This window comes from Salmonella sp. A7 (assembly GCF_020181675.1).
Taxonomy (GTDB): domain Bacteria; phylum Pseudomonadota; class Gammaproteobacteria; order Enterobacterales; family Enterobacteriaceae; genus Salmonella; species Salmonella enterica.
In genome coordinates this window covers 2,757,606-2,778,584 of record NZ_CP084001.1, presented here as the reverse complement: position 1 = coordinate 2,778,584, position 20,979 = coordinate 2,757,606, and the positions used below count along the sequence as shown (strand labels likewise).

General features: G+C 46.5%; 21 protein-coding genes and 1 tRNA gene. 14 read left to right on the top strand and 8 right to left on the bottom strand.

Features of this window, described 5'->3' with window-relative positions:
* Positions 1-283: 283 nt before the first annotated feature.
* Entirely contained in the window at positions 284-1,792 is a 1,509-nt protein-coding gene (gene putP, locus LCS67_RS13710; protein ID WP_001018463.1) for a sodium/proline symporter PutP, read from the top strand.
* 892 nt (positions 1,793-2,684) lie between these two features.
* On the top strand, positions 2,685-3,473 hold the full coding sequence (gene phoH, locus LCS67_RS13705; RefSeq protein WP_000533527.1) for a phosphate starvation-inducible protein PhoH: 789 nt from the start codon (positions 2,685-2,687) through the stop codon (positions 3,471-3,473).
* A gap of 105 nt (positions 3,474-3,578) precedes the next feature.
* Here phoH and LCS67_RS13700 read toward each other — a convergent pair whose 3' ends face one another.
* The 3 genes from LCS67_RS13700 to LCS67_RS13690 form a co-directional block, all read right to left on the bottom strand.
* Complete coding sequence (locus LCS67_RS13700) at positions 3,579-4,460, bottom strand: MurR/RpiR family transcriptional regulator (protein WP_000433674.1); 882 nt, start codon at positions 4,458-4,460, stop codon at positions 3,579-3,581.
* 285 nt (positions 4,461-4,745) lie between these two features.
* Positions 4,746-6,242, bottom strand: coding sequence for a sodium:solute symporter (locus tag LCS67_RS13695; protein WP_000628085.1), 1,497 nt, complete (start codon positions 6,240-6,242; stop codon positions 4,746-4,748).
* A 336-nt stretch (positions 6,243-6,578) separates the two neighbouring features.
* A complete protein-coding gene (locus LCS67_RS13690) occupies positions 6,579-7,259 on the bottom strand; it encodes an N-acetylmannosamine-6-phosphate 2-epimerase (protein WP_000054242.1) in 681 nt (226 codons plus the stop codon).
* A gap of 505 nt (positions 7,260-7,764) precedes the next feature.
* Here LCS67_RS13690 and LCS67_RS13685 point away from each other — a divergent pair.
* From LCS67_RS13685 to LCS67_RS13670, 4 genes are all read left to right on the top strand, one after another.
* Positions 7,765-8,919 carry an N-acetylneuraminate epimerase gene (locus LCS67_RS13685; protein WP_001643958.1) on the top strand — a complete coding sequence of 385 codons (1,155 nt, stop codon included), beginning with the start codon at positions 7,765-7,767 and terminating at the stop codon, positions 8,917-8,919.
* A gap of 44 nt (positions 8,920-8,963) precedes the next feature.
* On the top strand, positions 8,964-9,656 hold the full coding sequence (locus LCS67_RS13680) for an oligogalacturonate-specific porin KdgM family protein (RefSeq protein ID WP_000700859.1): 693 nt from the start codon (positions 8,964-8,966) through the stop codon (positions 9,654-9,656).
* A gap of 282 nt (positions 9,657-9,938) precedes the next feature.
* Positions 9,939-11,219, top strand: coding sequence for an MFS transporter (locus LCS67_RS13675; RefSeq protein ID WP_000560755.1), 1,281 nt, complete (start codon positions 9,939-9,941; stop codon positions 11,217-11,219).
* 10 nt (positions 11,220-11,229) lie between these two features.
* Positions 11,230-12,336, top strand: a complete 1,107-nt coding sequence (locus LCS67_RS13670; protein WP_000988594.1) for a Gfo/Idh/MocA family protein — start codon at positions 11,230-11,232, stop codon at positions 12,334-12,336.
* Between the two features lie 407 nt (positions 12,337-12,743).
* Here the strand turns inward: LCS67_RS13670 and LCS67_RS13665 are convergent.
* Positions 12,744-12,831, bottom strand: a tRNA-Ser gene (locus LCS67_RS13665).
* A 235-nt stretch (positions 12,832-13,066) separates the two neighbouring features.
* On the opposite strand from LCS67_RS13665, the gene ghrA reads away from it, so the two are divergent.
* From ghrA to LCS67_RS13645, 4 genes are all read left to right on the top strand, one after another.
* Positions 13,067-14,005 carry a glyoxylate/hydroxypyruvate reductase GhrA gene (ghrA, locus tag LCS67_RS13660; protein WP_000402553.1) on the top strand — a complete coding sequence of 313 codons (939 nt, stop codon included), beginning with the start codon at positions 13,067-13,069 and terminating at the stop codon, positions 14,003-14,005.
* 84 nt (positions 14,006-14,089) lie between these two features.
* The gene (locus tag LCS67_RS13655) at positions 14,090-14,827 is read left to right on the top strand and encodes a phosphatase (RefSeq protein WP_100521869.1); all 738 of its coding nucleotides are present in this window, start codon (positions 14,090-14,092) and stop codon (positions 14,825-14,827) included.
* Between the two features lie 23 nt (positions 14,828-14,850).
* Complete coding sequence (locus LCS67_RS13650; RefSeq protein ID WP_001001890.1) at positions 14,851-15,405, top strand: molecular chaperone; 555 nt, start codon at positions 14,851-14,853, stop codon at positions 15,403-15,405.
* A 100-nt stretch (positions 15,406-15,505) separates the two neighbouring features.
* Positions 15,506-15,988 carry a DUF1097 domain-containing protein gene (locus LCS67_RS13645; RefSeq protein ID WP_001546652.1) on the top strand — a complete coding sequence of 161 codons (483 nt, stop codon included), beginning with the start codon at positions 15,506-15,508 and terminating at the stop codon, positions 15,986-15,988.
* 38 nt (positions 15,989-16,026) lie between these two features.
* Here LCS67_RS13645 and csgG read toward each other — a convergent pair whose 3' ends face one another.
* Genes csgG through csgD form a run of 4 tightly spaced genes read right to left on the bottom strand, consistent with a single transcriptional unit; the run spans position 16,027 to position 18,380 of the window.
* Positions 16,027-16,860, bottom strand: coding sequence for a curli production assembly/transport protein CsgG (gene csgG, locus LCS67_RS13640; RefSeq protein ID WP_001137620.1), 834 nt, complete (start codon positions 16,858-16,860; stop codon positions 16,027-16,029).
* A 26-nt stretch (positions 16,861-16,886) separates the two neighbouring features.
* A complete protein-coding gene (gene csgF, locus LCS67_RS13635; RefSeq protein WP_001264072.1) occupies positions 16,887-17,303 on the bottom strand; it encodes a curli production assembly/transport protein CsgF in 417 nt (138 codons plus the stop codon).
* Between the two features lie 26 nt (positions 17,304-17,329).
* Positions 17,330-17,725 (bottom strand): curli production assembly/transport protein CsgE, encoded by a 396-nt coding sequence (gene csgE, locus LCS67_RS13630; protein WP_000833305.1) that lies wholly within the window; start codon positions 17,723-17,725, stop codon positions 17,330-17,332.
* A gap of 4 nt (positions 17,726-17,729) precedes the next feature.
* Complete coding sequence (gene csgD, locus LCS67_RS13625) at positions 17,730-18,380, bottom strand: biofilm master transcriptional regulator CsgD (RefSeq protein ID WP_000481517.1); 651 nt, start codon at positions 18,378-18,380, stop codon at positions 17,730-17,732.
* A 754-nt stretch (positions 18,381-19,134) separates the two neighbouring features.
* On the opposite strand from csgD, the gene csgB reads away from it, so the two are divergent.
* The 4 genes from csgB to LCS67_RS13605 all read left to right on the top strand — a co-directional run bounded on the left by csgB (position 19,135) and on the right by LCS67_RS13605 (position 20,926).
* Positions 19,135-19,590: a curli minor subunit CsgB gene (gene csgB / locus LCS67_RS13620; RefSeq protein ID WP_000791656.1), complete on the top strand. Its 456-nt coding sequence runs from the start codon at positions 19,135-19,137 to the stop codon at positions 19,588-19,590.
* 41 nt (positions 19,591-19,631) lie between these two features.
* The gene (gene csgA / locus LCS67_RS13615) at positions 19,632-20,087 is read left to right on the top strand and encodes a curli major subunit CsgA (protein ID WP_000771416.1); all 456 of its coding nucleotides are present in this window, start codon (positions 19,632-19,634) and stop codon (positions 20,085-20,087) included.
* A 61-nt stretch (positions 20,088-20,148) separates the two neighbouring features.
* A complete protein-coding gene (gene csgC / locus LCS67_RS13610) occupies positions 20,149-20,475 on the top strand; it encodes a curli assembly chaperone CsgC (protein ID WP_000557256.1) in 327 nt (108 codons plus the stop codon).
* 130 nt (positions 20,476-20,605) lie between these two features.
* Complete coding sequence (locus LCS67_RS13605; protein WP_000111254.1) at positions 20,606-20,926, top strand: type 1 fimbrial protein; 321 nt, start codon at positions 20,606-20,608, stop codon at positions 20,924-20,926.
* Positions 20,927-20,979: the final 53 nt, after the last annotated feature.

Genomic DNA, 20,979 nt, shown 5'->3' with positions numbered 1-20,979 from the left:
AGTGGGAGTCTGACGGGGAAAACCATCTGGATTTATTTTCTCTGCGGTAGTTAACACTTTTAAAAGGTGCAACCGCAAAAAATGTGAGAGAGTGCAACCTGGAGAAAAATAGTATCCCTCTGCAATCAAATTTGATGTAAATGGTGTGTTAAATCGATTGTGAATAACCACCGCTTCCGGCAGGATACGGTCGCCCTGGTAAACATAACACCCTTGCCACGTTCCGGCAGGGTACAAAACGGCACGCTACGGTAGTGCCAATAAATAAATTTGGAGAACCTTGATGGCTATTAGCACACCGATGTTGGTGACATTCTGTGTCTATATTTTTGGCATGATATTGATTGGGTTTATCGCCTGGCGCTCAACCAAAAACTTTGATGACTATATTCTTGGCGGTCGCAGCCTGGGGCCGTTTGTTACGGCTTTATCAGCCGGCGCGTCGGATATGAGCGGCTGGCTGTTAATGGGGCTGCCTGGCGCTATCTTTCTGTCGGGGATCTCTGAAAGCTGGATCGCCATTGGCCTGACGTTAGGCGCATGGATTAACTGGAAGCTGGTGGCCGGGCGCCTGCGCGTGCATACCGAATTTAACAATAACGCGCTCACGTTGCCGGACTATTTTACCGGTCGGTTTGAGGATAAGAGCCGAGTCCTGCGTATTATTTCCGCGCTGGTCATTCTGCTGTTTTTCACTATCTATTGCGCGTCAGGTATTGTCGCTGGAGCACGACTGTTCGAAAGCACCTTCGGTATGAGCTATGAAACCGCACTGTGGGCGGGGGCCGCGGCAACCATTATTTATACCTTTATCGGCGGGTTTCTTGCCGTTAGCTGGACGGATACCGTTCAGGCCAGCCTGATGATTTTTGCGTTAATCCTGACGCCGGTGATGGTTATTGTCGGCGTAGGCGGTTTTAGCGAGTCGCTGGAGGTGATCAAGCAAAAGAGCATCGAGAATGTCGACATGCTAAAGGGGCTGAATTTTGTTGCCATTATTTCCCTGATGGGCTGGGGACTGGGTTACTTCGGTCAGCCGCATATCCTGGCGCGCTTTATGGCGGCGGATTCCCATCACAGCATTGTTCATGCGCGTCGTATCAGTATGACCTGGATGATTCTATGTCTGGCGGGCGCGGTGGCGGTGGGCTTCTTTGGCATTGCGTATTTTAACAACAACCCCGCGCTGGCCGGGGCGGTGAACCAAAACTCAGAACGCGTATTTATTGAACTGGCGCAGATCCTGTTTAACCCGTGGATTGCCGGTATTTTGCTGTCTGCTATCCTGGCGGCGGTAATGTCGACGTTGAGCTGTCAGTTGCTGGTATGCTCCAGCGCGATTACAGAAGATTTATATAAGGCTTTTCTGCGTAAAAGCGCCAGCCAGCAAGAGCTGGTATGGGTAGGGCGAGTGATGGTGCTGGTGGTAGCGCTGATCGCCATTGCGCTGGCGGCGAACCCCGATAACCGTGTGCTGGGGCTGGTGAGCTACGCCTGGGCTGGATTCGGCGCGGCATTTGGACCTGTTGTCCTGTTTTCTGTGATGTGGTCGCGTATGACACGTAACGGCGCGCTGGCGGGAATGATTATTGGCGCGGTGACGGTTATCGTCTGGAAACAATATGGCTGGCTGGATCTGTATGAGATTATCCCTGGCTTCATTTTCGGCAGCCTGGGGATCGTAATCTTTAGCCTGCTTGGCAAAGCGCCGACAGCAGCGATGCAGGAACGCTTTGCAAAAGCGGACGCGCATTATCATTCCGCGCCGCCGTCGAAGCTACAGGCGGAATAACCGACATGTCCGATAGCATTATTGCCATCGGACATATTTTACCAGGCGGCGTTATACGCCCGCCTGGTCCTCTGATAAGTCCCGGACCGATTGACTGAAGATGTTCAGGTAAATGAGGACGCACTCTCAAACTATTTTTAGCCCTTGAGCGCCGTTAACGCGGGCGTAATACATCTCGAGTAATCACTAACTAGCCATATATGAAATCGCCTGTTAATGGTACCAATAGCCTTGACGCAATAGAGTAATGACAAAAATTAAAACAAGTCAGCGTTACTGGCGTAAGTATGCCGCATAAAATTTTGCATAAATAATGCCGTTTTAGCGATGGGAGAGAGGGCACGTTAATTATTCCATTTTAACCTTATATATGTTCAATATTCAATGGGTTATGGATGTTTTCAGCATTAATACCCGCAGTAGCTAATGATTATCTTTTTTAGTCTCCTGCCGATGAAATAATCGTGTAATCTTTCTGTAAGAGACTGACAATGACGCAATAATGTTTGGTTAATGCTTGGTGAATATATTGTTGCATTATTGATGTTTTGTGTTGTACTTAGTAGTAATAGCGGTAGTTCCCCGGCAGTGATGGTCACTCACTATGGAGATCGCGAATGGTAATGTCCGCACCAGGACACATTGTTTACAGTAGTTACAACACCCTGTACGGACATTCTCTCTCCGGTGGTGGTCTTGTCATCTTAAAAGCTCTCATCATTTCCCTTACTGACCATACCCATGACGTCATATGTGGTGCGCGTAGCCGTGTGTGGCGTCGTTTCAAAAAGCAAGCTAAGGCTTACAAGGAAGCCAACCCTCAGATGTGTGTGCGCATAATCGCGTTTAAGAGAACGCGGGTGATGTATACCTACAACTCAAGGTGCTATCCATGGGAAGACAAAAAGCAGTGATCAAAGCTCGTCGTGAAGCAAAGCGTGTGTTGAGACGAGATTCGCGTAGTCATAAGCAACGTGAAGAAGAATCGGTCACGTCACTGGTACAGATGGGCGGAGTAGAAGCCATTGGCATGGCGCGCGATAGTCGCGATACCTCGCCTGTTAAGGCACGAAATGAAGCACAGGCGCATTATCTGAACGCTATCGACAGTAAACAGCTTATTTTTGCGACCGGCGAAGCCGGCTGCGGGAAAACATGGATCAGTGCGGCAAAGGCGGCAGAAGCATTGATTCATAAGGACGTCGAGAGGATCATTGTGACGCGTCCGGTATTGCAAGCTGATGAAGATCTTGGTTTTTTGCCCGGTGATATCGCTGAAAAATTCGCGCCTTATTTTCGGCCCGTCTACGATGTCCTGCTTAAACGGTTAGGCGCGTCCTTTATGCAATATTGCTTGCGCCCGGAAATCGGTAAGGTAGAAATTGCCCCGTTCGCCTATATGCGTGGGCGTACTTTTGAAAATGCGGTCGTGATCCTCGATGAGGCGCAAAATGTGACTGCGGCGCAAATGAAAATGTTTTTGACGCGATTAGGCGAAAATGTCACGGTCATTGTCAATGGCGATATTACGCAATGCGACCTGCCGCGCGGCGTGCGTTCCGGATTGAGCGATGCGTTGGAACGCTTTGAAGAAGATGAAATGGTAGGGATTGTGCATTTCAACAAAGACGACTGCGTGCGCTCGGCGCTTTGTCAGCGAACGCTCCACGCATACAGCTAATATAGCATTGACTTTCAGAGCCCGGGAGACCGGGCTTTGTTGTCTATAAAGCGTCCAGCAGACTCATGGACAAAAAAGGAAAATGACGCCTGTACGTGAAGGGAATTATTTTGTCATGTCCAGGGCATTCATTGTCCGTAATTTGCTTTCTCGGGCCTGTTCCGGCGAGGACTGTACAAGAAGGGTATAGAGCAGGTCAAAGACGAAAAGCTGCGCGGCTTTCGTACCGATCGAGTCACCCTGCAACATTCCTTGCCGATTACCATTGATCAGGCAAAAATCGGCCTCTTCACATAATGGAGAACCCAGATTATGGGTAATGGCGACTGTGGTGGCGCCAGCCTGTCGGGCCAATCGGAGTGAATGCACTGTTTCTGGCGATGTGCCCGAGTGACTGACACCCATCGCGACATCGCCTGCTTTTAATAGCGTAGCCTGCATGTACATAAAATGGTTATTGCTTACCGCATCGCCCCGTAAACCAATACGCATTAGCTTGTGTTTCATATCCAGCGCCGTGATCCCCGATGAGCCCACACCAAAGATATAAACTGAGTGACAGTGACGTAGGGCGTCCACGACACCGAGAACCTGTTGCATATCAAGCAGATTTAGCGTTTCAGATAATACATTACTAATGGTGTTCTGCAATTTTAAACCAATGGCGTGGGCATCGTCGGATTCGCTAACTTCGGCATCCAGTAGAGGACTACTGTCATCAGACTCGGTAGTGGCAAGTTCAATGGCCAGGTCCATTTTAAAATCCTGAAAACCTTTATAGCCCAGGGTGCGACAAAAGCGAATAACCGTGGCTTCTCCGGCCTGTGTTTCGCGTGACAAATCGGCAATAGATGACTGTGTCACCTGTCTGGGGAAGGCTAAAATATATTGCGCAATACGCTGGGAGGCACGTGTCAGGCTTTTTTGCATAGCACCCAGAGTGTCAAGGATTTTTCCGGGTTTAAGACGTGGGGGTTGAGGCTCCATATAGTTCCTGCTCTTGAGGGCTGATTGCGGCACAAAGCCTGCAATATCGAACAGAGCAGAGCCTATCAAGTCTGCGGCATGAAAAAAAGCGCGATGTAAGTAAAGGAGGGGGAATATTTACATCGCGTTGCCAACTTATGACAGAACATCACTGGAGAGTAATCTGTTTGCTCTTACGGTGTTTATAGCGCGCCATTTGACGGATGGTTTATACCTGGCCCGGTATTGTCGCCCCGGGCGTTGGCGTCACCGTGTGCTGTGTCGGTATAGCGTGGTATCATGAAATCATAATGTCACCTTTGGTTCAGGTTTTTCATCCAGCGTCAATGGCGGTGCCGGGGCAAATAACGGGGCGAAAATAACGCCGCTGATCACCACGCTTAGCGAGCCAATGACCCCATAAAAGAAGAAGTTAAGGTCAGTGGCATAGCGTGCGCCCAGCACGGTAATGACGCTGATAATAATTCCTAAAACCGCACTCCCGGCATTTGCTCGTTTAAAGAAAATGCCCAGCATGAACAGACCGGTCATTGGCCCTCCCATCAGACCTATCAGACTATTAAATGCATCCCAGATTTCTGATTCATCGGCCATGACCAGCCATACCGAGGCCGCGCTACTTATCAGGCCCGCGACCAGAATAACTAACTTAGCTATTTTCATACGGTTTTCTGGCGTTCTTTTTTTATGACTCAAACGCTGATAGATATCGGAATTAAAACAACTGGAAATGCTGTTTAAGCTGCTGGAGATGCTGGACTGCGCGGCAGCGAAAATAGCGGCGATTATCAACCCTGCAATGCCGACTGGCATTTCGGTGACCACGAATAAGGGTAAAATGCCGCCAGTGTTGAATCCCGCCGGTAATAATTGTGGATGTTGCTGATAGTAGACAAACAATGCCGAGCCGATAGCAAAAAAGAAAACAGGGATCACAGCAACCAGTTTGGCATTTGTAAGTAATGTTTTCTTCGTTTCCTCTATGGAGTCAGTCACGATATAGCGTTGGACCACATCCTGACTGGCAGTAAATTGCTGAATATTGGCAAACAGAAAACCAATCATCAATACAGGTACTGTGCTTTCCGTCCAGCTCCAGTGGAACTGCGTAGCCGGAAAGAATTTATCCGCCTGCTGCGTCACCGTAAAAATTTCACCAATGCCGCCCTGGACTTTGAGACATATCACTATAAAAATCAGTATCGCGCTGCCAGAAAGTAAGAGGCCTTGAATAACATCAGTCCATATTACTCCTTCAATTCCACCCATCCAGGTATAAATGATACACATCACGCTAATCAACAGTACCAAAATCACCGGGTCTATAGCGATGAAGGGGCGCAAGGCCAGCACGGTGAGGAAAGTGATAATGGCGATACGTCCGATATGAAACAACATAAATGACATGCTGGCGAATAGACGGCAGCGCACATCGAACCGTGCTTCGAGATATTCATAGGCTGATGTGACTTTCAATTTCCGAAAAAACGGAATATAGAAATAAAAAACCAGCGGTAAAATTGCGATAGCCAGATACTGACCAATGATAAACGTCCAGTCGGAAGTAAACGCTTTGGCAGGAATTGACATAAATGTAATTGAGCTTAACGTAGTAGCAAATACACTGACCCCAGCCGCCCAACCAGGAACCCGGCCACCACCGCGAAAATAATCGTCTGCTGTTTTTTGCCGTCTGGAAAAATAGACACCGACTAACATCATGGCCAGGAGGTAGCCAAATAATACAAGATAATTAACGATGCCGAAAGAATGTGTAATCATAGTTCTTTCCTGCTTATGGTTTTGAGTAGAGTTGCGGTCATCGTCTGTGTATTTTTATCTTCCCATCATTCAGACGATACGATATTCAGATCAAGTAATAGTTTTTGTTAATCTCAATGACGGTAATCATGAGATGTAAAAGGCAGAACATTTATGCTCTACCAATGGTGATGCCCAGACGTATGTCCTGCCGGATACCTGAAATAGCAGATATCCGATATTGCGTTCAAACAGGCTTCAGGCCTGGGTATCGTATTTGCCGATAGCATTATTAACGTCGGATTATTCTCTGAGACATAAATATCAATAGTAAGCGTGTTCATTTTCTTTTCCTGTTCAGCGTTTTACTGCGTGACTGAACCACTGACAGATATGCTCGATACGGGTGATAGCGGAACCAACGGTAACTGCCCAGGCACCATGCTCAATAGCATTGGCCGCCAGTGCAGGCGTGTTATAGCGCCCCTCGGCAATAACACGACAACCTGCATGGCTCAGTTGCGTCACCATTGCCAAATCTGGCTCAACCGGCGTGATGGGGCCGGTATAGCCAGACAATGTTGTACCAATGAATTCGATTCCTTTCTGATGGCAACTTATGCCTTCATTCACGGTTGAACAGTCTGCCATCGCCAGTAATCCATGCAGGCGAATACGTGTCAGTAAATTATCAATATCAACCGGGCGAGAGCGGAATGAGGCATCAAAAGCGATAATATCGGCACCTGCCTGCGCCAGGGCGTCAACATCCTGTAAATAGGGAGTGATACGGACTGGCGACCCTGTAAGGTCACGTTTAATTATCCCAATAATTGGAACAGAAAGATGGGGACGAACAGTCCGCAGATTCTCAATGCCTTCAATGCGCACAGCGACCGCACCCGCCGAAGCCGCTGCCTGTGCCATTGCAGCCACAATTTCAGGTTTATCCATAGGGCTGCCTGGTACCGGTTGGCATGAGACAATCAGCCCACCGTTTTCGTGTACACTTTGTTCCAGCCTGGCTAATAGTGACATCCAGTTCCGCCTTATATATTTGAAGTTTTGCTCCGTTTTATGTTATGTCTTGGAGTGTTGCTACATCAAGCAAAAAGATAGAAAAATGTGAACACAGTCATAAGGTATGTTTGTTATTCAATTACTGCGCCAGCGGATTTGAGGCTATAACCTGAAGCTACAAGACAAATACAATTCATTCTGACGGCAGCATGCTGTATTTTATTAACTGCTTCCGGCATAAAGATAAAATGCTCAGAAGGAGCTTATACGCCACGGGATAGCCAGTATGAAATGCATCACATAATTCTTGTTGTATTTATTCAGAATGCTATCACTAATGAGTTTGGCCATAACAGATCACCCATAATCACTTCTAACATCACCATGGGGTGCTTTTACCTCGCACATGATAACTCCATGTAATTATTTTTAGCGCTTGGTCACATTTTGTCATTGTCATTGTTGAAATTGTGCACCATAAGATCACTAATGATGAAGCTTTACTCCAATTGTATTTCTTCGCATGGGGATGCAGATGAAAAATTTTAAGAAAATGATGACGCTAATGGCGCTATGTTTCTCAGTTGCTATCACCACATCAGGATATGCAACGACGCTTCCTGATATACCAGAACCACTGAAAAATGGTACTGGCGCTATTGATAATAATGGCGTGATTTATGTCGGCTTAGGTACCGCAGGGACATCCTGGTATAAAATTGATCTTAAAAAGCAACATAAAGACTGGGAGCGTATAAAGTCGTTTCCTGGTGGAGCTCGTGAGCAATCCGTGTCGGTATTTTTAAATGATGAGCTTTATGTTTTTGGTGGCGTAGGGAAAAAAAACAGTGAATCACCGTTGCAGGTTTATAGCGATGTGTACAAATACTCACCGGTGAAAAATACATGGCAAAAAGTTGACACTATATCTCCAGTTGGATTAACAGGGCATACGGGAGTAAAATTAAACGAAACGATGGTACTTATTACCGGAGGGGTTAATGAGCATATCTTTGATAAGTATTTTATTGATATAGCGGCTGCGGATGAAAGTGAAAAAAATAAAGTCATCTATAATTATTTTAATAAACCTGCCAAAGATTATTTTTTTAATAAAATCGTATTTATCTACAATGCTAAAGAGAACACATGGAAGAATGCCGGTGAGCTGCCAGGCGCGGGGACGGCAGGATCGTCATCGGTAATGGAAAATAATTTCCTGATGCTGATTAATGGTGAGCTCAAACCGGGTTTACGTACCGATGTGATTTACCGCGCCATGTGGGATAACGATAAGCTAACATGGTTGAAGAACAGCCAGTTACCGCCATCGCCTGGAGAACAACAGCAGGAAGGGTTGGCCGGAGCATTTTCGGGCTATAGTCACGGTGTCCTGCTTGTCGGTGGTGGCGCGAATTTTCCGGGAGCAAAACAAAATTATACCAATGGAAAGTTTTATTCCCACGAAGGAATAAATAAAAAATGGCGAGATGAAGTCTATGGTTTGGTTAATGGCCATTGGCAATATATGGGTAAAATGAAACAACCTCTCGGCTATGGTGTATCAGTAAGTTATGGTGATGAAGTTTTCCTTATCGGTGGTGAAAATGCTAAAGGGAAACCTGTTTCGTCTGTAACCTCCTTTACCATGCGTGATGGTAATTTATTAATAAAATAATTTTTAAATACAAAAATAAAGTTAATTGATAAGCGGAGTATTTTATGAAAATCAACAGATATCTTCTGGGTATGGTTTCGTTTATAGCATTTTCATCATATCTACAAGCGGCAACCCTTGATTATCGGCATGAATATGCTGATAGAACCAGAATTAATAAAGACCGTATTGCTATAATTGAAAAACTTCCTAACGGCATTGGTTTTTATGTCGATGCCAGCGTTAAATCGGGAGGAGTAGATGGTGAGCAGGATAAGCATTTAAGCGATCTCGTCGCAAACGCTATAGAACTGGGCGTAAGTTATAATTATAAAGTTACGGACCATTTTGTTTTGCAGCCTGGATTTATATTTGAAAGCGGTCCAGACACTTCAATTTATAAGCCTTATTTAAGGGTGCAATATAATTTTGATTCTGGTATTTATATGGCTGGTCGTTACCGCTATGACTATGCAAGAAAGACAGCTAACTACAATGATGATGAGAAAACGAATAGATTTGATACTTATATAGGTTATGTTTTTGATGAGTTGAAATTAGAATATAACTTTACCTGGATGGATAGCGATCAAATTAAATTTGATAACAAAAAAACAAACTATGAGCATAATGTGGCTTTAGCCTGGAAACTGAATAAGTCATTTACACCATACGTTGAGGTCGGAAATGTAGCGGTGAGAAATAATACCGATGAGAGACAGACCCGTTATCGCGTTGGATTACAATACCACTTTTGAGAAAGGTTAAAGAGTTACTGTACTAATCTTTGCTTAGTATTCATATCGATAATCTTATAGCCCGTGGCTACGTTACAGAACGTTAGACTTTGTCTTGAGTATTCACGTCCTTAACGTAGCTACGAATAAGGATGATAAACAATGAATATACGCTTTACATAGCTACGATCTCAGGCGGTTGTCGGAAAGTGCCGGTTGATAGTGTCTTATTCGGCAATTGATATGACTTAAAAATTAATTCCGTAAGCATTTCAGACGGTAACAGCAAATAAGGGTTTTATTGTGATAGCAAAATTCTTCCCGTGGTATAGCGAGATAACTCGTCCACAAAAAAATGCTTTATTTTCAGCATGGCTGGGTTACGTTTTTGATGGCTTCGACTTTATGCTGATTTTCTACATTATGTATCTGATCAAGGCTGACTTAGGATTGACAGATATGGAGGGCGCATTCCTTGCCACAGCGGCCTTTATTGGGCGACCATTTGGCGGGGCGCTATTTGGTCTGCTGGCAGATAAATTTGGCCGTAAGCCGTTAATGATGTGGTCGATAGTTGCCTATTCTGTAGGTACAGGGTTAAGTGGCCTGGCTTCCGGTGTAATTATGCTGACGCTTAGTCGTTTCATTGTCGGTATGGGGATGGCGGGGGAGTATGCTTGCGCTTCTACTTATGCCGTGGAAAGTTGGCCAAAGCATTTAAAATCTAAAGCGAGCGCATTTCTGGTTTCAGGTTTCGGTATTGGTAACATCATAGCAGCCTACTTTATGCCTTCATTTGCCGAAGCGTATGGTTGGCGTGCTGCTTTTTTTGTCGGTTTGCTACCCGTTCTTTTAGTAATCTACATCCGGGCCAGGGCTCCTGAATCTAAAGAGTGGGAAGAAGCCAAACTCAGTGGTCTCGGAAAGCTCTCACAAAGTGCCTGGTCAGTTTTCTCTTTGTCAATGAAAGGGCTATTTAATCGAGCTCAATTTCCACTGACATTATGTGTATTTATTGTTCTGTTCTCTATTTTCGGCGCAAACTGGCCAATCTTTGGTCTACTGCCTACATATTTAGCGGGCGAGGGCTTTGATACGGGCGTGGTCTCTAATTTAATGACGGCGGCAGCATTCGGCACTGTATTGGGAAATATCGTTTGGGGTCTGTGCGCAGATAGAATTGGTTTGAAGAAAACGTTCAGCATTGGTCTTCTCATGTCCTTTTTATTCATTTTCCCGTTATTCAGAATTCCGCAAGATAATTATTTACTGCTGGGCGCATGTTTATTCGGTTTAATGGCGACTAACGTAGGTGTTGGCGGGCTGGTTCCCAAATTCCTCTACGACTACTTTCCTCTTGAGGTTCGTGGTTTGGGTACCGGACTGATTTATAATCTTGCTGCGACATCAGGCACATTCAATTCAATGGCGGCGACCTGGCTTGGAATAACAATGGGGCTAGGCGCTGCGCTAACGTTCATTGTTGCTTTCTGGACCGCAACAATTCTACTTATTATTGGTTTATCCATACCGGATAGACTAAAAGCACGTCGTGAAAGCTTTCAGTCAACAAAAGAATTTTAATAGAGGATAAATGATGACGAAATACGGTGTTGTAGGTACGGGTTATTTTGGCGCTGAACTGGCGCGATTTATGTCTAAGGTTGAAGGAGCGAAAATCACTGCGATTTACGATCCGGTAAATGCGGATCCGATAGCGAAAGAGCTGAACTGTGTCGCCACTGCAACGATGGAGGCGCTTTGTACCCATCCTGATGTGGATTGCGTAATTATTGCTTCACCAAATTACTTACATAAAGCGCCGGTCATTGCGGCGGCTAAAGCGGGTAAACACGTGTTTTGTGAAAAACCTATCGCCTTAAATTACCAGGATTGTAAGGATATGGTTGATGCCTGCAAAGAAGCTGGTGTTACCTTTATGGCGGGTCACGTTATGAACTTTTTTCACGGGGTTCGCCACGCTAAAGCGCTCATCAAAGCCGGTGAAATCGGTGAAGTTACACAAGTTCACACTAAACGTAATGGTTTTGAAGACGTGCAGGATGAGATCTCATGGAAGAAGATTCGCGCAAAGTCAGGCGGGCATCTGTACCATCACATTCACGAGCTAGATTGTACACTGTTCATCATGGATGAAACCCCATCCCTGGTTTCAATGGCGGCGGGGAATGTTGCGCACAAAGGTGAAAAATTTGGTGATGAAGATGATGTTGTCCTAATCACTCTTGAGTTCGAAAGCGGTCGTTTCGCGACACTTCAGTGGGGATCATCGTTCCACTACCCTGAGCACTATGTATTAATTGAGGGCACGACAGGTGCAATTCTCATTGATATGCAAAATACGGCTGGTTATCTAATAAAAGCGGGCAAAAAAACACACTTTCTTGTGCATGAAAGCCAGGCGGAGGATGACGATCGTCGCAACGGTAACATATCCAGCGAGATGGATGGCGCAATCGCTTATGGTAAACCCGGTAAACGTACGCCGATGTGGCTCTCATCAATTATGAAACTGGAGATGCAGTACTTGCATGATGTGATAAACGGTCTGGAGCCAGGCGAGGAGTTTGCTAAATTGCTAACAGGAGAAGCGGCGACAAATGCCATTGCTACCGCTGATGCTGCGACGCTTTCCTCAAACGAGGGGCGCAAAGTAAAACTCACTGAAATTCTTGGCTAAAATTGAAAGCCGGATGGTGGTGTTATTACCCGGTGGCGCTGCGCTTATGTAGACCGGATAAGGCACCTGTGAACTATGCGCCATCCGGCAATGGACGGGGGCTTAATGCGAAAAAAGCCCGTACTTTCGTACGAGCTCTTTCTTGAATATGGCGGTGAGGGGGGGATTGACTCGCTGCGCTCGCCCTTCGGGCAGTCTCCTCGCAGGCTCGTCGTCTGTCCAACTGGCTGCGCCGCTACTCAGCCCATCCCTGGGCCTCGCCCCTTCGGGGCCAGAGCAAGCTCTGTTCAAAAACGCTCCCGGCGTTTTTGTGTCGAACCCCGGTCGGTGGTTCTCATCCCCCCTTGGTTTGGGGGATACATATAAGCAAAAAGCCCGTACTTCTGTACAGGCTCTCAACTTAAATATGGCGGTGAGGGGGGGATTCGAACCCCCGATACGTTGCCGTATACACACTTTCCAGGCGTGCTCCTTCAGCCACTCGGACACCTCACCAAATTGTCGCTCCAGCATTACTGGAACGGGCGCTAATGTAGGGAAATATCCTTTCTACGTCAATCAACTTTTTCAAAAAAAAGCGCGTTTATACAAACTTCCACCAATCTGTGGCTTTAATAAGCGAAAACTGCTTTTTTTGCCCGCGCCGGGAAATTTGCTATGCTGCACATCCCGTTGAAAACGCTGATAACAGGCGCAATCACATTCCGCACCATACTGCTCAGGAGATAACATGGAGATAATTTTTTATCACCCGACATTTAACGCCGCCTGGTGGGTAAATGCGCTGGAGAAGGCTCTCCCACATGCGCGCGTTCGTGAATGGAAGGTCGGTGATAACAACCCCGCAGACTATGCGCTTGTATGGCAGCCCCCGGTTGAAATGCTGGCCGGAAGACGCTTAAAAGCCGTCTTTGCGCTGGGCGCGGGGGTGGATGCAATTCTGAGTAAATTAAATGCGCATCCGGAAATGCTGGACGCCTCCATTCCTCTATTCCGTCTGGAAGATACCGGAATGGGCCTGCAAATGCAGGAGTATGCCGTCAGCCAGGTATTACACTGGTTCCGTCGTTTCGATGATTATCAGGCGCTGAAGAATCAGGCGCTATGGAAACCGTTGCCGGAATATACCCGCGAAGAATTTAGCGTCGGTATCATGGGCGCAGGGGTGCTGGGCGCAAAAGTGGCAGAAAGTCTACAGGCGTGGGGGTTCCCGTTACGTTGCTGGAGTCGTAGCCGCAAATCCTGGCCTGGCGTGGAAAGTTATGTGGGGCGTGAAGAGCTGCGCGCTTTCCTGAGCCAGACGCGGGTGCTGATTAATCTGCTGCCGAATACGGCCCAAACGGTAGGAATTATTAATAGCGAATTGTTGGATCAATTGCCGGATGGCGCCTACGTGCTGAATCTCGCGCGCGGCGTTCATGTTCAGGAGGCTGATCTGCTGGCTGCGCTTGATAGCTGTAAGCTAAAAGGCGCGATGTTGGATGTCTTTAGCCAGGAACCGTTACCGCAGGAAAGTCCATTATGGCGCCATCCGCGAGTCGCCATGACGCCGCACATTGCGGCAGTCACCCGTCCGGCGGAAGCCATCGATTATATTAGCCGCACAATTACCCAGCTGGAGAAGGGAGAGCCGGTGACGGGGCAGGTGGATCGGGCGAGAGGATATTGACATCAACCCGGCGCGGGCCGGGTTTCGCTAAAAAACGCTGGCGATACCTGCTATCCTTGTCGGAAATGACTACAGGAGAGAGCAATGTATCCCGTTGACCTGCATATGCATACCGTCGCCAGCACTCATGCCTACAGTACTTTGAGCGATTATATCGCGGAAGCCAAACGCAAAGGCATTAAACTTTTTGCGATTACCGACCATGGTCCGGACATGGAAGATGCGCCGCATCACTGGCATTTTATTAACATGCGCATCTGGCCGCGTCTGGTTGACGGCGTGGGGATACTGCGTGGCATTGAGGCGAATATCAAGAACATTAACGGTGAAATTGATTGCTCCGGAAAGATGTTAGACTCGCTGGATCTGATTATCGCAGGCTTTCATGAGCCCGTTTTTGCGCCGCATGATAAAGAAACCAATACTCAGGCGATGATCGCGACCATCGCCAGCGGCAAGGTGCATATAATTAGTCACCCCGGAAATCCAAAGTATCCAGTGGAGGTTAACGCCATCGCGCAGGCGGCGGCGAAACACCATGTAGCGCTGGAAATCAACAACTCTTCTTTTCTGCATTCGCGTAAAGGAAGCGAAGATAATTGCCGCGCGGTCGCTGCCGCCGTACGCGATGCGGGAGGCTGGGTAGCGTTAGGCTCTGATTCCCATACGGCCTTTACGCTTGGCGATTTCACCGAATGCCGGAAAATTCTGGATGCGGTGAATTTTCCGGAAGATCGAATCCTGAACGTCTCGCCGCAGCGCTTACTGGCCTTTCTCGAATCACGCGGTATGGCGCCTGTACCGGAATTTGCCGAACTTTAATCGTTATTTACGGGAAGATATCAATGAATGAGTTTTCAATCCTGTGCCGTGTGCTGGGATCGTTGTATTACCGCCAACCGCAAGATCCTTTACTGGTTCCGCTGTTTACGTTAATCCGTGAAGGTAAACTGGCGGCAAACTGGCCGCTGGAGCAGGATGATATGCTGGCGCGTTTACAGAAAAGCTGCGATATCACGCAGATTTCCACTGATTACAATGCGTTATTTGTTGGGGAAGAGTGCGCGGTAGCGCCATACCGCAGTGCGTGGGTCGAAGGCGCGGAAGAGTCTGAGGTGCGCGCTTTTTTAACGTCGCGAGGGATGCCGCTGGCCGATACGCCTGCCGATCACATTGGTACTTTATTGCTCGCGGCCTCCTGGCTGGAAGATCAGTCTGCCGAAGATGAAAGTGAAGCGCTGGAAACCTTATTTGCCGATTATCTGCTTCCCTGGTGCAATACCTTCCTCGGTAAAGTTGAAGCCCATGCCGTTACGCCATTCTGGCGCACTTTGGCGCCGCTAACGCGTGATGCGATAGGGGCCATGTGGGATGAACTTCAGGAAGAAGATGAAGAATAATGTGATGTAAATCACCCTTAACTGCAACGGGTTTTACTTCATTGCATAAAATGTGTGCGTGATCTCATTAATGTGCCGCTTTTCTGCTATGATGCGCGCCATGAACATACTTCTTTCTATTGCTATCACGACGGGCATCCTTTCTGGAATATGGGGATGGGTGGCCGTCTCCCTGGGGTTACTAAGCTGGGCCGGTTTTTTAGGCTGTACGGCTTATTTCGCCTGTCCGCAGGGAGGCTTTAAGGGATTGTTGATTTCCGCCTGTACGCTGTTAAGCGGTATGGTGTGGGCGCTGGTCATTATTCACGGTAGCGCGCTGGCGCCGCATCTGGAAATTGTCAGTTACGTGTTGACGGGGATCGTGGCATTCCTGATGTGTATCCAGGCAAAGCAGCTATTGCTTTCTTTTGTTCCGGGAACATTTATCGGTGCCTGCGCGACATTTGCAGGGCAGGGTGACTGGCGGTTGGTATTACCGTCGCTGGCGCTGGGGCTAATTTTTGGCTATGCCATGAAAAATAGTGGTCTATGGCTGGCATCACGCCGCGAGCAACATTCAGCGAATACGGCGGTCACAAAATAAAAAAAGCGTGGGGTCTTCCCCACGCTTTGTCGTATTCATCAGGATTCTGGCGGTACTGACAGCTCACGGTATTTCACCAGAATATCATTTTGCCTGTCCGCTTTATTCTGCAAATCCCACAGTCCACGATCGATACCATCATTAATAAGGAAGATAACGCCGGTTTCAATGGCTGACATCAGACACAGCATCACCGGTTCGTTCGAGGTATAGCCGATTTCGCCTTCCAGTAAGCGCTGGTAATCAATAAAACGGAACACGCCTGCCTGTACTTCATAGGAAAGGATCGTTTTACTGGTGTTCACCGAAGAAAGGATCTCGCCCGTACTGACGTTAACCACGCGCAGGTTGACAGCAATCTGATCCAGCTGATACTGAGTATCGGCGCCAATACCGAAATATCTTGCGCCGACCCCGCCGGATTTGACATTACTTTCATAACCAATAATAGAACCTTCCACCATAATATTTGCCGCCGTCAGCGACTGAAGCGGGATACGGTTATTCATCGCCACGGTGCCGTTTTCCTGGGCTGCGCGAATAATTTTCCGTTCATTCAAAAGATTCTGTAAGCCTTGTCGTTCCAGCGGGATAAACCAGCGCGAATCTTTCAGCGCAGTGACCAACATAGCGGTGGCGCTCTGCGGCACAGCCGTGGAAAAGTTACTTGCCGGGTAAGGTTTAAATTGGCCCGTTTCATCCTGAATGTTATATACCGAAACAAAGATCTTACCGGTGGGAGCAGGTAAGTGCGTCAAATCTTTGTAACTTTGTGCGCGGGGCATTAATGTCGGTTTCGCAGCTTGTTTCGGCGGGGCAGTTAAGCATCCGCTCAACAATAAAACGGCAACCAAAATAAGTAAGCGCGGCATGATTTATATCCTTTAGTGACTGTAGCTTAAAAATCGGTTGACTGAGTTTGTAAACCTGACACTTCGATGGTCGAGGTTCTTCCCGTTTTTCTGTCCGTGACGTTGAGCTGGAGCTGTCCGTCGCGATTAGCGATATCGATAATAAAATCGTTGGTCACCATACGTCCTGGTTTCCCGGTATTAATATTGGTCAACAAGCCGCCCAGAATTTGCGATTGAATAGCCTGCGTAAAGTTATCCAACGCTGAGGGGGGTTCGATACCAAAATCGTTATCATAAGCGGGGTCTTTATATGAATTTTGCGCCTGGGCGCTATTCAATAAAAAGGAACCGTTATTGGGGTTTCCACCAAAGTTAGGATTACGGAACTGGAACGTCATATTTCCAGCCCAGGTTAATGGCGAAAAAAGCATGAGCAGCACTACTGCATGTTTAACACGCATGACAGCCTCCGGATAAAAATCATGTTTTAGAATTCATCACGCGCTAAATCACTCGTACTTAATAGCGTTTGATCTATTTGTCGGCGATTTAATGCTTCCTCTGTTTGCGCTAATGCGAAGACGACGGTTTTCTCGAAGTCTCTTTTCATTGGAAATAAAAAAGTCTGGAAAATAACGTCCTGATTTACCGTTATGGTGATCCAGCTTCCCCAACGCGCACTGGGTCTTTCATTAATGGTCAGATTGCCGGTGTAGTCGCTTTCCCATTTGTCGCTGAATGCACGATAGAATTCATGTCCTATCGAAGAGACGGTATGGTCGGTTAACAATCCGGGAACCTCGACTTCAACTTCATTGGCATGCAGGTTTCCGGTAGCGAACAGTAACTCTGCTGCTACAATCCAGGTCAGATAGCGTTTCATGGCCTTACCGCCTGAGATTATCGTTTGCCCATGAAACTGCCTGGGTGCGATTTTTGACAGCTATCTTTTTGAAAAGATTATAAAGATGTGTCTTAACCGTATTCTCGCTGATAAATAGCGACCTGGCGATTTCATTATTAGAGGCACCAATACGTAACTTATTGAGGATCTCTTTTTCGCGATGAGTGAGTAATGCGGACTCGGTGCTGTTGTAGCGGTAATTTCCTGAGTGTGTAATCAGGTAACTGGCTAATTTTTGTGAAAAATAGCATTCGCCGCGCAGAATACCCTGTAATCCGCTGACCACGTGTTCCTGGTCTTCAGTGGCGTAAAACACGCCGTTAATATGAGGCCAGTTTTCAATTTCACGGTAGGGATAATCGTCAGGGGTATTTAACAATAATGTTTTTATATTATTGTTTTTGCGGCTTAAATTATCCTGCCAATAGTGGATAAGCTTCTTATCCGCTTCCATCATATCCATTAAAACAATGCAACCGGCTGAGATATCTTCCAGAGAACGTTGAATATTATGCAGTTTTCCGGTTATGGCCAGCGATTGCTTTAAATGTTGCAATAATGCCGTAGCTTGCAGAGATGGCTTTGTGATCAACAATAGTGTGTGACCATGACTACTATGGACTTCATTAAACATGATGAAACTCCACTTTTTTTAATCGCACATCTGACAGCTGCCCCCATAAAATAAAGGCACCAGAAGTACTGACAGATGTTGCACTGCTGTGGGTTGAAATAGCCCATTATCCAGAAAGAGAAAAATATTTACGAAAATACTTTTAACTGTTTTCAATCTAGCCATTACAAATCTTAAAGCAAGTGTTAAACTTGTAACAAGATGTAAAAATATATATTAAAATGTTGTTTTTGGGTTTTTTTGAAGTTTAGATTTGATAGTAAAGTTGTACATTTAGCTGTTATTGCATAGATTTAAAAAATCATACAAATTATAATAATCCATTGATTTTTAATCATTTTAATTATTGTAAGTCATGTTTTGATTTTATTTTTTCTTAAAATTTGAGACGTGGCATTAACCTGGACAGCACAAAGACAAAAAAAACGAAGTGTGTCACGTCTTGTGCGTATTGCCCCCCATGGGAAGCATAAGAACATCCCCATGGTGGCATAACACACACCAACACTTCATTTTTTGGGTGCGCGATACACTCTCTTCTGTGGCCAAAAATCAATTATAAAAAATCACATGGCTATCGTTTTATTAGCACTTTGGTATGAGCTTAAATAACAAAATACCACGCGTGGGTGAGTTATTAAAAATGTTTCCACGGACATACTCTTCATCGTAACGACGCGTTAACAAAAAACGCATGTCGCTAACAAAACAATAGATAGTTTTCGCTATGTACGACCAGGTCCAGGGTGACAGCATGAAAAACAAATTGTTATTTATGATGTTGACAATACTGGGTGCGCCTGGGATTGCAACCGCGACAAATTATGATCTGGCTCGTTCAGAATATAATTTTGCGGTAAATGAATTAAGCAAGTCTTCATTTAATCAGGCGGCCATTATTGGTCAAGTCGGCACGGATAATAGTGCCAGAGTACGCCAGGAAGGATCAAAACTATTGTCCGTTATTTCACAAGAAGGAGGAAATAATCGGGCGAAAGTCGACCAGGCAGGGAATTATAACTTTGCGTATATTGAGCAAACGGGCAATGCCAACGATGCCAGTATATCGCAAAGCGCTTACGGTAATAGTGCGGCTATTATCCAGAAAGGCTCTGGAAATAAGGCCAATATTACCCAGTACGGTACGCAGAAAACAGCAGTTGTAGTGCAGAAACAGTCGCAGATGGCTATTCGCGTCACCCAACGCTAATACCGTTACGACTTTTAAATCAATCCGATGGGGGTTTTACCATGAAACTTTTAAAAGTGGCAGCATTCGCAGCAATCGTAGTTTCTGGCAGTGCTCTGGCAGGCGTCGTTCCACAATGGGGCGGCGGCGGTAATCATAACGGCGGCGGCAATAGTTCCGGCCCGGACTCAACGTTGAGCATTTATCAGTACGGTTCCGCTAACGCTGCGCTTGCTCTGCAAAGCGATGCCCGTAAATCTGAAACGACCATTACCCAGAGCGGTTATGGTAACGGCGCCGATGTAGGCCAGGGTGCGGATAATAGTACTATTGAACTGACTCAGAATGGTTTCAGAAACAATGCCACCATCGACCAGTGGAACGCTAAAAACTCCGATATTACTGTCGGCCAATACGGCGGTAATAACGCCGCGCTGGTTAATCAGACCGCATCTGATTCCAGCGTAATGGTGCGTCAGGTTGGTTTTGGCAACAACGCCACGGCTAACCAGTATTAATTTAGCGTCTGCGCTAATAAAAAAACAGGGCGTAAGCCCTGTTTTTTTTCGGGAGGAAATTATGCATACTTTATTGCTCCTTGCCGCACTTTCAAATCAGATTACGTTTACCACAACTCAGCAAGGCGATATTTACACGGTGATCCCTCAGGTCACATTAAACGAACCCTGCGTCTGTCAGGTGCAAATTCTCTCTGTGCGCGACGGCGTCGGGGGACAAAGCCATACACAGCAAAAACAAACGCTATCTTTACCTGCTAATCAACCGATTGAGTTGTCTCGTCTTAGTGTAAATATATCTTCAGAGGACTCGGTTAAAATTATTGTTACTGTTTCGGACGGACAATCACTGCATTTATCACAACAATGGCCGCCTTCTGCACAGTAGTTTTTGATGGTGGCGGAAATGGATTGGCTGACCTGGGTATAAAGAGGCGATAAAAGCGTCTCATCGTCTCGGCATGTCGCTAAAAGGTAACGCCGAACCCTCGAGGATGACTAATCATTGAGGAGTTAACATGTCCGTAATCAAGAAAAATATCCCTGCCATAGGTCTGTGTATCTGCGCTTTTTTTATCCATTCTGCGGTAGGGCAACAAACGGTACAGGGCGGCGTTATCCATTTTCGCGGCGCGATTGTTGAGCCACTGTGCGATATTTCTACTCACGCCGAAAATATTGATTTAACCTGCCTACGTGAAGGTAAAAAGCAAATGCACCGGATTGACCTTCGGCAGGCATCTGGATTACCGCAGGATATTCAGTCCATTGCGACGGTGCGGCTGCATTATCTCGATGCGCAAAAAAGCCTGGCGGTGATGAATATTGAGTACCGTTAACGGCGGTGTCATAGATATAAAAAGAGCGACTCTGTTGAAAGCCCTGCTGTACA